The following is an 11,418-nucleotide window of genomic DNA, read 5'->3' as shown; positions in this document are numbered from 1 at the left end:
CGAAGTGGCGGGGAGAAGATGCGGCAGGCCAGCGAGCAGCTCTACGCCGGTCAGGCCCCGATCGTCGCAGTGTCGTGGTCACCGGTGACCAACCCGCACTGGCCGGCCGGCGGACTGTGGATGTCCTTCTACGCCGCGTCCGGCCTGCACGAGCAGGACGTGTTCACCGACCCAAAGGTGCTAGCCCGCGCCCGGGGGATGCTGCCGCCGCTGACCGTCGACAACGAGGCGTGCCTGGCCTGGCGACCCGACGGCTACCCCGTCGACGAGTTCCAGCTCCCCGCACCGGACGCGCCGATGACAACCTTGAGCTGGACGCGGCTGGTGTTCGCGGCGTTCCAGCTCGCCGCGCAGGCCAACCTCGCCGAGTCCGAGCAGCTGACCACGGCCCGGCCGGAGCGCCGCCGGACCGAACGCGCCGGCCTACCGCCCCGTGACGTGCGCGTGGCCCGGCTGCGCCGCGCCTTGAGCGCCGACCGCGACTCCGAGGCCGACCGGGGCAACCGGGAGTGGCGGCACCGGTGGGTCGTGCGCGGGCACTGGCGCAAGCACTGGTACCCCAGCCTCAACGACCACCGGCCCCTGTGGATCGCGCCGTACCTCAAGGGCCCGGCCGATGCGCCCCTCATCGGCGGCGACAAGGTCACCATCATCAACACCCCGCCCGCCCAGCGGGAGGGGCAGTGAGCATCACCCTGTCCGGTGAGCTGCTGCCCGCCGGCCCGGCCTCCCACGGTGGGGGCCCCCACCGTGGCGGTTGCCGGACCTGATCCCTGGCCCGAATCGTTGAGCAGGCCATGACGGATGCGCACCACCTGCGGGACAACCCAGCGCGGTACTACGAGGTGCTGGGACGGGTCATGTCGGCCCTGCGCGAGACCAGCGCGCTCAACGGCGCCACCCATCTCGACTGGTGGCCCGGCAACGGCGGCCGAACCTGGGAGATCGAGTGGCAGGGCGGTCCCTTCCCGGCCGAGGTAGCCGCGCGGCTGCTGGGGGTGCCGGAGCTCGGCGTCGACGACGAACAGGGCGAGCACGCGGTACGCGGCCTGATCTCGACCGGCCGGGGCGAGAACGAGCGCGCGCACCTGGTCGTGCTCGCCGTGCCGGTGAACCTGCGCGCGATCGACTCGATTGGCACTAGCCAGGTCTGGGCAACCCTCACGCAGCGGTAGGGGCAAGTCGGGACCGTGGCGTTAACGCCTGACTTACGCAGCTCGACGGCTACCGGCCGTCGGCGCTCTCAGAATCGCGCACACTCTCGTGATGATCCGATGCCATAGGGTTAGCGGCATGGTCGATGTGGACGACGAGCTGGACCACCAGGGCATGGCGATCGAGCTGATCGACGCCTTTGTCGAACACGACGCGGCAGGCCTGGCCGCGCTCGACGCCACTGGCCGGGCAGAGCAGGTCCAGGCCCGGCGGGCGCTGTATGACTACGTCGACCGGATCTGGGAGGACGCCAAGGCCCGCGGCTTGGACCCGGCGGTCCGGCCGGACTGGAACGTCGTGGCCGGGCTGCGGGACCTGACCAACGCGCTGGTCGAGCAGGCCGGGCAGGCGCAGGCCGACGCCGGCGAGGACTGAGCCGCCGATGGCCGACGCCGGCTCGCGGTGGCCAGCTCGGCGGCCGTCGTGGCACCGCCGACAGCCCTCACACCTAGATCATCTATTCGGCCCCTGGTGTCGCGGTTCTTACCAACACCTCAAGTGGTGTAGCCCCGCCCCAGCGCAGTGGAAGGTCCCGCTTTTGGCGGGGCCTTCTGCGTTTCAACAGACTGACCGTTGGTGCTGACAGAACCGCGCTGACCTGCACTGGAGGGCGGAACTTGACGGCTAGCTGTATCGGGTAGCTAGACCGATACCCAGCAGGCTCATCTGCGCTACTTGATGCCGGTGCGGTACTTCATCGCGCCGACCTTGTTGCCGAACATGAAGAACAGGGCGGTGACGATCTGGGCCTGGTCTTCTTCGTTCAGCGGCTCCCACGCCTCGTAGATGTCCTCCATCTCAAGGTCGCTGGTGCTGAGGGTCCGCTGGTTGAAGAGCCGGCGGGCCGCCTCGTGCTGCTCGTCGGTGAACGTCAGCACCGGCACCTGCTTTCGCAGGTCGTACTGCTCTGGCAGCGGCGTTCTGACCAGTTCCTCCGGGTAGCGCGCGGACATGATTCGCATCGCTGTGTTGACCAGGTGCAGCGCCAGGAGAGACCCCATTCCCATCTGGATGATCCCCATGACCTCATCGAACGAGGCGGCGTCGGAGATCCCGATCGGGGTGTCGATGTCGTTGTCCAGACGTTCCATCGTCAGCGCGAAGTTCTCCAGCACCTGGCCCGGCTGGATGATGATCCTGTCGTCGCCGTCGAAAATGCTCGCCCGAGGGTGATGGTGATCCATGAACTCGTTAACGGCGCGGTCGTTGTCGTCCGGCGGCGGGGTGGGTCGACGGCGGAAAAGGCCCATGCTGAGTCTCCCGAGGGTCGATGACGAACATGAAGGGTCACCGTACGTCAAAGGTGTGTCAACTCTCAGCAATGGAATGGTCTGTGGCCAGGAGGCGGCCCGTGGCGACTCTGGACGTTTCGTGACGAGACGGTCAGGATGGGCTCACGAGTGGTGAGGTGCGGGCGCGGCGGGCGAAGCTGCCGCCAGCGGTCCGGGAGCGTCGGATGGCCCAGAGCGCGGCTGTCGGGCTTGTACCGCCAGCGACGTCGACGAGCCGGCGCGGCCGGCGCGGTGGGCGGACCTGCCCGCCGACGAGCGTCGCCGGCGTGAGGCCCAGCGCGACGCCGACCGGTCCCGCACCGCCTCCGGCGAAACGACGGTGTCGGCGGCCGAGCGGCAGCGCCGCGCCGAGCAGAGCCGCGTCGCCCGTGCGGCCGCCGCGATCGACGACGCGATCCACCGTACGGTCTACGGCGTTGACATCAACATGATGTCCAAGGACGACTGGTGACCCTCGACGTCGCCTTACAGGGGACACACCCCCTTGCATTCTCGGCCCGCCGCAACGTCAGTGACACCACCGCGCCCGGGCTCGCTCGACAGGTCTTTCTACGGGGCGTCGCCGTCCACTACACATAGCGTGTGGAGCACATCTACTGGAACCTCGGCTCGTACGCGCGTGGCGCCGTGTTTGAGGTCGGGCTGCACGGCTCGACCGCCCGGGTCTGTCTCATGGACGGCGAGGAGTACCAGGCCTACCTCGACGGCGACGAGTACGAGTACGTCGGCGGCTTCTGCGATTTCACCCCCGTCGTCCTGGAGGTGCCCTACGACGACGACTGGTGGCTTGTCGTCGACAGCAATCCCGATCCACTCAGGGTGACGTGGAACCAGGTCTTCGACTGACTTGCCTTTGATCGAGGGATCACGCGATGACTGTGTCAGCTTTGCTGACCCACCCACAGCCACTTCGCCAGATGACTCGGGTCGGGTGGGAAGACGGCTGTGGGCCAACACGACGGGCTAGGGAGGATCGTTTACAGGGAGCCCGGGGTTGACGGGAGTCAACCCCGGGCTCGGTAGGGCTACCTCTGGCCGTCCCGGTTGCGAGCCAAGATGGCGACCAGGTGTAGCAGGTGAGCGATGGTCCTGGCCGTCGTGGCCAGGCCATCGCGACCGGTGGCGTGCAGGATCTCTCCCGCCGTGTCGGCCGCGGTGGCTATGGCCATGACCGCCCTGGTCCCTCCCCTTCTCGTCGCTGGCTGCGACGGCGCGGTGGACGGACGCTTGTCGTCTGGGGTGCCTGACCCCTGATCATGTATCTCTGGCACATGTGACCTGAGATCCACGACGAGCGTCCTGTCATTGCTCAGGACTCATGAGCGGGTCCTGGTCTTCCTAACGTCGTAGCGCAGCCATAGGTACCGCACGAGAGTCGCTCGCGTCTGGATTTCTCCCGCAAGGTCCTCGAAAAAGTAGATCTTCGATCGCGAGCCAGCACCCACTCAGTGGATAAGCTTCGTTATCCACTGAGTAGCGCTACGATCTCAGCGGATAACGTGGTTTAGCCCTGGCTGAAAGTCCGACCGGCACTCAGTGGATAAGAAGGACGGTGGACCACCGTGGCCCGGACCGCGACCGCGAAGGTCATCGCGCTACGCCCCGCGGACCCGAGGGCGGCGGTCGACGGGGCCCTCACGGCGCTGAACCGCCACCTCGACCGCTGCGCCCTGGCCGCCAACACCACCAAGGCGTACCGGGCACGCACCCGCGCGTACGCGGCCTGGCTCGGCGAGCACGCCGGCGAGCACCCGGACGCCTTCGTCGACCAGGTCGGCGCCGAGGCCGCCGTCACCGCCTGGCGGCGGCACCTCATCACCACCAAGGCCGGCCCGTCCACCGTGAACCAGGCCCTGGCCGCCGTCGACCTGCTCTACGAGATCGGCGCCGGACTCCGGCTGAAGGTCAAGCGAGCCCGCGTGCCACGCCCCGGCGAACCCGACGCGCTCACCCCCAAAGAGCAAGGTGCCCTCGAACGGGCCGCCGACCGCCGCGGCGTCCGCGACGCCGCCATCGTCGCCGTGCTGCTCTACACCGGCGCCCGGGCGGAAGAGTGCGCCCGCCTCGACATCGACGACCTCGCCCTCACCGCCCGCACCGGCACCATCCGCCTGCACGGCAAGGGCGACGAGGTCCGTCAGGTGCCGGTACCGGCACCGGCGCGCGAACGGCTCGGCGCCTGGCTGCGCCATCGCGGCACCGAGCCGGGACCCCTGTGGACCGGGCAACGCGGTCGGCTCACCACCTCCGGCATCACCCAAGTGGTGCTCGCCGTCGGCGACGCGGCCGGCCTGCCCGGCCTGCGCCCACACCGCCTGCGCCACACCTACGCCACCCGGCTACGCCAAGGCGGCGCTGACTCTGCGCAGGTCCAGGCGCTACTCGGGCACTCCTCCCTGGACACCACAGCCCGCTACTTCCGGGCCGGCGTCGCTGAACAAGCCGCCGTCGTGGAACGCATCTTCGACTGAGACTCCTCGCGTCTCCGTTTGAGACGGCGTAAGAGTCCCTGGGAGAGACGCGGGGAAAATGGCCCGCAGAAGCTCGCACTCTCGGCGTGTCGTTGGGAAGTGGCAGAGCTGATCCGTACCGTCAGTCCCCAGCACTGCTGCAACTACACAACCTCCACTGTGCTGGCTCGCTTGATCGCCGGCGCGACCCGGGTGCTCCGGACGCGAGCACGGATGTGGAGGAGCGGTGGTCAAGGAGCAGGAGCCTGAGCCAACGCGGCCAGCCCCGCGAACCACGCGGGGCTGGCGTTGCGTGAGCCTCACGCTGGAGCTGGTCGCCTTCGTGGCGGCCCAACAACAGCGCGAGGACCTCGCCATGACGGCAAAGGCCCTCGCAGTGCTAGGACAGTGGGCGACGACATGGTTTGAAGGCCCTAGAAGTCGCTGATGTCCGCCGAGGGGTGGGAAGCTTGCTTCCCGCCCCTCTCTTCGTCTCGTCTGGTTGGCCGAATGCCCAACCAAATGAGGCACGAGCACGACGGTACGACACGCCGGTCAGGCGCAGAAGCACGCAACGCCGTGTGGCGGTCTACTTATTCGTCGTGAAGCCGTGTACCTGGAGTTGACTACTTCCCGCAGCGGATGCCCCGACCACACCCGTGGAACTGCTGCTCAGCCACGCTGCATCCCCGGTCGGCGACTTCGCCGGCGCCGACGTCGGCAGTCCCGGTCACGACCATGTCCATCCTGCGTGAGACTCGATGGTCACCGCCTGACCCGGCCTGCGCGCGGCTGGTCGCCCCGTTGGCCCCCGCGCCGCGAGCCCCACGGCGAAACACCAGAGGAGCCCCTCCCGTGCACGGTGCTCACCTTCCGTGTTGTCCCGCCGGGACTGGACACGCCCAGGTTGTCCTAGGTGGTGCCTCCCGCCGCGATGCTGACGCGCGGTCGACCCTGTTCAGGTTGACTCTCTGCTCATGGGTAGCACGGCCGAGGCGCACCGTTCCGGTCGGCTGGGGGTTACGGGGTGCGACTGTCGTGGATGCGACAGGGGGTTATAGCAGGCGTGAAAACGGAGGTTTTCAGGTGGGTGGGGGGTGCGGTGCGGGCAACTCGCCCAATCCAGATTTGATGGAACCGGTCAGGCCCACCAGCCAGCCGAATTGACCATCTGTCATCTCTAGTAACCCTGCGTGAGCCCACCGGACAGGCGTACTACTGGCCCCGGTACGGACGTCTGCACCCTAGCGCCGATCAACCAAAAAAGTGGCCCCTCCGAGGTCAGTCGGAGAGGCCACAACCCTTTGGCCATCGCTGCGTGAGATAGACCGTCGGGGAGCTGCGTCGCAGGTCACGAGCACTGTAGGGCCCCGCTGCGACCGTGCAAGTCTTGCACAGGGCGTGTCAGCATTGCAACACGCAATGGCCCAAAAATCTCGGTTACCTCGAAAAATTAAGTCCGAATTCGTATTGGCTCAGGCGAGCTTATCAATGGGCTATTGCTACGAGTTCCGGTCGAGAGGTTTTTTTCAAGTGGGCGTCAATGCGTCTAAACCTCTTCGCCTTCGCTTGACGCTCACCGGAACGGCGTGCGCTATTGATTCGGCCAAAGAATTCGGAGCAGTCCGGCTCTACTAACACATATGGAATGGCTCAACACTGTCCGTGCTTACACGACTACGGAATCACCTGGGCGCCGGGTCGAGGGCAAAAGTGGGGGACTATACCACAGGCGTACGACGGTCCGCCCCCGCGCTGACCTGCAACTCTGCGCACGCCGGCTCGCGCTACTCCGGTCGGCTCCGGTGTGACTGGCGTTGACGATTGTCGCCGTCAAACGTAATAACACGGGACCTGGAAAATCCTGCAAGGGTCCCTGCTGGGGTTATCTGGGATGGCTACCGGGATGGCTATCGGGATGGCTATCGCGAACCCTTAGATTCGACTTCAAGTTCAAAGTGGATTTACACGTGCACCCGTACGCGACTTGGCGTCAATGGGCAGTACCGGTAGGATCGGCGGCGGTCCACGGTGGTTTTCCGCCGGCTCGGAACGCGGAAGGTCAGATCCGCTGCCCGAGGGGCCACCATTTGGCCATCGCTGCGCTGAGGTAGGCCGAGGAGGTGATGAACTTGACCGAGTTGCGCTTCTCGCTGCGCGCTCCCCGGGCCGTGGTGATCTACGTCCTGGTGGTGGTGCTGGTCGTGCTGGGCTACGGCCAGTACGTGCTCTGACGACCGAGCGGGTGAAGAGGGCGGGTGCCACACGGCACCCGCCCTCTTGCTGCTCAGGGGCAGTGCGGTGCGCAGGTGCCGTACGGTCCGAGGGTGACCGTGGACTGGGGGCGGCTGACGCCGACGCTGCGGGTAGGGGAGTGGACCTGCCTCACGCACGGACGCATCCGCCCGGTCACCGGCGGCGTCGTCCCCGCCTGTCCACGCTGCGACGCACTCGCCCACCAGGTGCGGGTCGACAGGTCCGGCACGCGCCAATTCGTCGCACCCGCTCCCGCGTACTGCTCTGGACCCGGTCGGCATCCCCTGGGCCCGGGAGAGGTGATGGTGGGATGGACGCCGTGCCCGTGCCCGCCACCGGACACGCACCGCGGCCACCACAGATGGACGTGTCGTCGATGCCCGTCGACGACCTACCACCCCGCGTTGGCGGCGACCTGACCGGCGAGCGATGCCGTGGAATCAGGGGTTACCGGCGTCGGGAAGCTGGGCCAGCACTTCCGGCGGGGCCGGCTCGACCGGCAGAGGTCGGGGCTCGGTGTGCTTGTCCGGCCCGCACCGGCTGAACGGCCCGTACTCGGCGGCCAGCGCGGCGAGGTGCGGGTCGAGGTGGTCACGCCACCAGATGCTCATGCCAGTCTGCGGGTCGCTGACCCGCAGCGTCTCCCACGCACGCCAGAGCGCGTACAGGCGGGAGATCGCCTCGGGGTGCGCCCACCACCGTGGGCACCAGTTGATGCCGCTGGTCGGGCCGGAGGCGAGGCGCCGCTCGACGACGTAGGCGAGGTAGTCGCCCACGAACGCCTCCACGTTGCGGTAGAGCGGCTCCGGCGCGGCCGGCTCGGCCGCCGAGGGCTCGGGGGGCGGCGGGGTCGCGCCCGGGTCACCGGCGAGTTGGCCGAGTAGCGCGCTGAGGTCGGCGACGGCGTCGGCGGCCGGCCCGGCGGTGGGCGTGGTCATGAGGTTGGCTCCGGTGAGACGTCGGGGGAGAGGGTCCAGTCGGTGCGGCCGGTGGGATCCCAGTGCGCGATCGACGCGCGGATCGCCGCCGCGTACGGGCCGTCCTGCCAGGGAGCGGTGCGGGCGAGCGCGGGCGGGGCACCGGAGGCGTAGACGACCATCCGGCCACGGGGCAGGGCGTGCAGGTCGGAGACGTCGAGGATGCGCTGGCGGCGGGTGGCGTGCGAGACGGACCGCTGGCCCCACCCGGATCCGCTGCTGCTGGTCGACCGGGTGGCGACGTCGTGCTCGCCGATCAGCTTCGACAGCTCTTCCAGCCAGTCCGGATCGGCGACGCCGCCGCCGTAGGTACGCACGTTCGCCGCCGACCAGAGCTTGCGCATGCCCTCGCGTCCCCACACGTCGACGCCCTGGGGGTAGGACTGCAGGATGGTGATGATCGGCAGGCCGTGGGAGCCGTAGTAGGAGTAGAGGTTGGGCAGTTGCCGCAGGCGGCAGATGTTCGCGGCCTCGTCGAGGATGCTCAGCAGCGGCGGGTCCAGGCGGCGTCCGGCTGAGGCGCGGGCGCGCAGCTCGCCGGCGCGCAGGACGGCGTCGGTGAGGGCGGCGACCAGCGGGGCGGGGGAACCGGGACCGCCCTGGGAGAGCAGGTACAGCACATCAGTGCTCACCACGAACGCGGCCGGGTCGAACTCGAGGACCCCGCCACGGGTCGGTGGGGTGACCCACGCGGTGACCGCGGGCTCGGTGAGGCACATGAGCATCTTCTGGGCGCCGGCGTAGATGCCGCCGCGGGTCTTGTCGGGCATGTTGACCACGCCGGAGACCGCGTCGGCGGGCAGCGCGAAGCCGTGCTCGCGCAGCAGCATCGCTGGCTCGTCGTCGCGAGGGCTGACCGCCCACCGGTACGCGGCGAGGATGTCCCGACCCGAGCAGGCGGCGGCCAGCAGCAGGTTCGCCACCAGTTCCTCGCTGGAGGGGTCGAAGAAGGCGTCGCGGCTGACGCCGGGCTCGCGTTCGGCGGCGGCGAAGTGCTCGCCGAGGCGGCGGGCGTCGGTGATGGTGGCCACGGCGCGCAGCGGGTTGAACCACATGCCCTGGTCGGTGCCGAGGATGTGCTGCGGGTCGAACGCCCACACCGTTCCGCGTTCGGCGCGCAGGTCGCGGGTGGCGTCGACGATGTCGCCCTTGACGCTGGTGACCAGCGTGGGCCCGGGGGCGGCGACGATCGCGGGGATGGCCCGGCTGGTCGTCTTGCCGGTGCGGGGTCCCCAGATGTCGACGGCCATGTCCTCCCAGGACTGGCGCAGCGGCATCCCGCCGGCGACGGTGTAGGCGATCAGCACGCCGAGCTGGTCGGGGTCGGGCCGGACGACGTCGGCGAGGCTGGGCCGCAGCCGGCGACCGCTGTCGGCGACGCCCTTCGGGCTGAGGTGGGCGAGATCGGTGCGGCTGGCCATCCGCCGGGCGGCGGAGTCGACGCGGGTGCGCCGTCGGCGTGACCATCGCCAGAAAGCCACTGCCGTGGTGGTCAGCAGCGCCAGGGCGCCGACCTCGATGGCCACGACGAGCGTGCATGCGGTGGTCCAGGAGATCTCACCGTTCAGCACGGCGGTGGCCACCCGGATCGGGCTGCCGCCGGTGTATCCGGGCGGGTGGGTGAGCGCGACTGGCAGCCATACCCCGCTGGCGGCGACCAGGGCCAGGGCAGCGATGCCACCGGCGAGCAAGCCGGCGTCGTCCTGGCCACCGCGCGGCCCGGCGGGGCGGCGGCTCACGCCATCGTCCAGCGGAAGTCGGTGTTGCCGAGCCTCATCTCCGTCTCGGTGGGTTCCAGGTGCACCGGTATGCCCGGCCGGGATCCGACCTTGATCAGGAAGTTGCCCCGGCCGACGGTGCCGCTGCCCTCGGCGGCCGTCCAGGACGGCGGCGCCGACCACGACAGCACCTCACGGCGTTCGGCCTGCGACAACGGTCGGACCCGGGAGACGGAGTCCAGCTCCTGCTCCGAGCAGGGGCCGATCATCAGCACGGCACTTCTCTCGGCGAAGCCGCGGGCTTTGGCCCGGTCGTGAGCGGTGGGTAGCGCTTCCAGGTCTGCCAGGGAGTGGGTGATGAACGCGGTCCCGGTGCCCTTCTGCCGGTTGAGGCGGGTCAGGCCGTCGGCGCGGTCGACCAGGCCGTGCCCGACGCGCAGCGCCCGCCACAGCTCGTCAAGGACGGTGAAGAACGTGCGGGCCGGGGCGAGGCCGAGGTCGGCCATCAGGTGCGCGGCCTCGACCTGAGCGAAGCCATAGGACCAGGTCGACAGCAGGGTCGCGGCGGTACGCAGTTCGTCGGTGTCGTCGATGCTGGAGATGTCCACGCACACGGCGGGGGTATCGAGGCGGATCGCCGTGGTGGTCTGACCCTCGAAGGTGTCGCCGAGCGGACCGTGCAGCAGCGCCAACAGGGTGCGATGCAACCCGTTGGTCTCTTCCCGGAAGCGCGGCAGATCCTGCTCTTCCTGCCAGAGGGTGACGGCGCGGACGTCGGCGGGGGCGTCGCGCAGGATGCGCAGGACGTCGGAGAGCACCGGCGGGGTGTCGGTTTCGCGTTCGGCGAGGTAGCGCAGCGCGGCGGCGAGGACGGTGGTCTCATCCGAGCTGACGGGCCCGCGCCGGATCAGGGTGGCCAGGGCGACCAGCATGTTCAGCCGCCGGTCGGTGACGGCCGCGCGCACGACGGCGCCGGTGCGCTCGTCGACCCGGTCGAGGACCTGGCGCCACGGGCCGGCGTCGAGGGGGTTGATCCGGTCGAGGCCGGGCCCGATGCGCAGGACCTGCCCACCGAGGGCGCGGACCAGTTCGGCGTAGTCGGGCTTGAGGTCGCCGAGGATCAGCGGAGTGACGCCCTGGGCGGTGAGGCCGAGGACCATCCGCCGCACGGCCGTGCTCTTGCCCATGCCGGGTTCGCCCTCGATCCACACCGACGGGTTGTTGATCAGGCGGGCGCGGGTGTACCAGGAGATCGGGTCGAAGCAGACGGCGCTGCCGGTGTAGAGGTGCCGGCCGATCGGGACGCCGATCATCGGCGTCGACGCGCCGGTGCCGAAGGGGAACAGGCCGCAGACTTGCACGGTGGTGCCCCGGTACTCGGTGGGCGCTTCGATGTACGACCAGGCACCGCCGCCCGGCCCCGTGTAGCCGAGTCGGCCGGGGCGGCGGCCGGCTGGTCGCCGTGGCGGGGCAGGGGCGGCCTCGCGGGTGCTCTTGGTCATGCTGGCGT

The 11,418-nt window shown here is 69.3% G+C and carries 9 protein-coding genes and 1 pseudogene; 6 read left to right on the top strand and 4 right to left on the bottom strand.

What is annotated here, in order from left to right; genetic code table 11:
* From AB0K10_RS32110 to AB0K10_RS32100, 3 genes and pseudogenes are all read left to right on the top strand, one after another.
* Positions 1 to 687 (top strand): annotated as a pseudogene (locus tag AB0K10_RS32110) (hypothetical protein); the annotation flags it as partial.
* 110 nt (positions 688 to 797) lie between these two features.
* Complete coding sequence (locus AB0K10_RS32105) at positions 798 to 1,175, top strand: hypothetical protein (RefSeq protein ID WP_363689801.1); 378 nt, start codon at positions 798 to 800, stop codon at positions 1,173 to 1,175.
* Between the two features lie 118 nt (positions 1,176 to 1,293).
* Positions 1,294 to 1,590, top strand: coding sequence for a hypothetical protein (locus tag AB0K10_RS32100; protein WP_363689799.1), 297 nt, complete (start codon positions 1,294 to 1,296; stop codon positions 1,588 to 1,590).
* Positions 1,591 to 1,886: 296 nt separating this feature from the next.
* On the opposite strand, the gene AB0K10_RS32095 is transcribed toward AB0K10_RS32100, so the two are convergent.
* Positions 1,887 to 2,465 carry a hypothetical protein gene (locus AB0K10_RS32095; RefSeq protein WP_363689798.1) on the bottom strand — a complete coding sequence of 193 codons (579 nt, stop codon included), beginning with the start codon at positions 2,463 to 2,465 and terminating at the stop codon, positions 1,887 to 1,889.
* A 361-nt stretch (positions 2,466 to 2,826) separates the two neighbouring features.
* On the opposite strand from AB0K10_RS32095, the gene AB0K10_RS32090 reads away from it, so the two are divergent.
* The 3 genes from AB0K10_RS32090 (at position 2,827) to AB0K10_RS32080 (ending at position 4,978) form a co-directional block, all read left to right on the top strand.
* A complete protein-coding gene (locus AB0K10_RS32090) occupies positions 2,827 to 2,958 on the top strand; it encodes a hypothetical protein (protein ID WP_363689796.1) in 132 nt (43 codons plus the stop codon).
* Positions 2,959 to 3,089: 131 nt separating this feature from the next.
* Positions 3,090 to 3,353, top strand: coding sequence for a DUF1883 domain-containing protein (locus tag AB0K10_RS32085; protein ID WP_363689794.1), 264 nt, complete (start codon positions 3,090 to 3,092; stop codon positions 3,351 to 3,353).
* Between the two features lie 716 nt (positions 3,354 to 4,069).
* Positions 4,070 to 4,978, top strand: a complete 909-nt coding sequence (locus tag AB0K10_RS32080; RefSeq protein WP_363689792.1) for a tyrosine-type recombinase/integrase — start codon at positions 4,070 to 4,072, stop codon at positions 4,976 to 4,978.
* A gap of 2,675 nt (positions 4,979 to 7,653) precedes the next feature.
* Here the strand turns inward: AB0K10_RS32080 and AB0K10_RS32075 are convergent.
* The 3 genes from AB0K10_RS32075 to AB0K10_RS32065 are packed head-to-tail and all read right to left on the bottom strand — an operon-like array spanning position 7,654 to position 11,410.
* Positions 7,654 to 8,151, bottom strand: coding sequence for a DUF4913 domain-containing protein (locus AB0K10_RS32075; RefSeq protein ID WP_363689790.1), 498 nt, complete (start codon positions 8,149 to 8,151; stop codon positions 7,654 to 7,656).
* Positions 8,148 to 9,929, bottom strand: coding sequence for a TraM recognition domain-containing protein (locus AB0K10_RS32070; protein ID WP_363689788.1), 1,782 nt, complete (start codon positions 9,927 to 9,929; stop codon positions 8,148 to 8,150). Before AB0K10_RS32070 ends, AB0K10_RS32075 begins: the two co-directional genes overlap by 4 nt.
* Positions 9,926 to 11,410 (bottom strand): ATP/GTP-binding protein, encoded by a 1,485-nt coding sequence (locus AB0K10_RS32065; protein WP_363689786.1) that lies wholly within the window; start codon positions 11,408 to 11,410, stop codon positions 9,926 to 9,928. The genes AB0K10_RS32070 and AB0K10_RS32065 overlap by 4 nt, the downstream gene beginning before the upstream one ends.
* Positions 11,411 to 11,418 lie beyond the last annotated feature (8 nt).

The sequence above is a fragment of the Micromonospora sp. NPDC049274 genome, assembly GCF_040678875.1.
GTDB lineage: Bacteria > Actinomycetota > Actinomycetes > Mycobacteriales > Micromonosporaceae > Micromonospora.
This window is presented reverse-complemented; position numbering and strand designations above follow the sequence as displayed.

Bases quoted from the DNA above. Each gene is read 5' to 3' on its own strand.
- AB0K10_RS32105 (WP_363689801.1), top strand. From the start codon at position 798: ATGACGGATGCGCACCACCTGCGGGACAACCCAGCGCGGTACTACGAG.
- AB0K10_RS32100 (WP_363689799.1), top strand. From the start codon at position 1,294: ATGGTCGATGTGGACGACGAGCTGGACCACCAGGGCATGGCGATCGAG.
- AB0K10_RS32095 (WP_363689798.1), bottom strand. From the start codon at position 2,465: ATGGGCCTTTTCCGCCGTCGACCCACCCCGCCGCCGGACGACAACGAC.
- AB0K10_RS32075 (WP_363689790.1), bottom strand. From the start codon at position 8,151: ATGACCACGCCCACCGCCGGGCCGGCCGCCGACGCCGTCGCCGACCTC.
- AB0K10_RS32065 (WP_363689786.1), bottom strand. From the start codon at position 11,410: ATGACCAAGAGCACCCGCGAGGCCGCCCCTGCCCCGCCACGGCGACCA.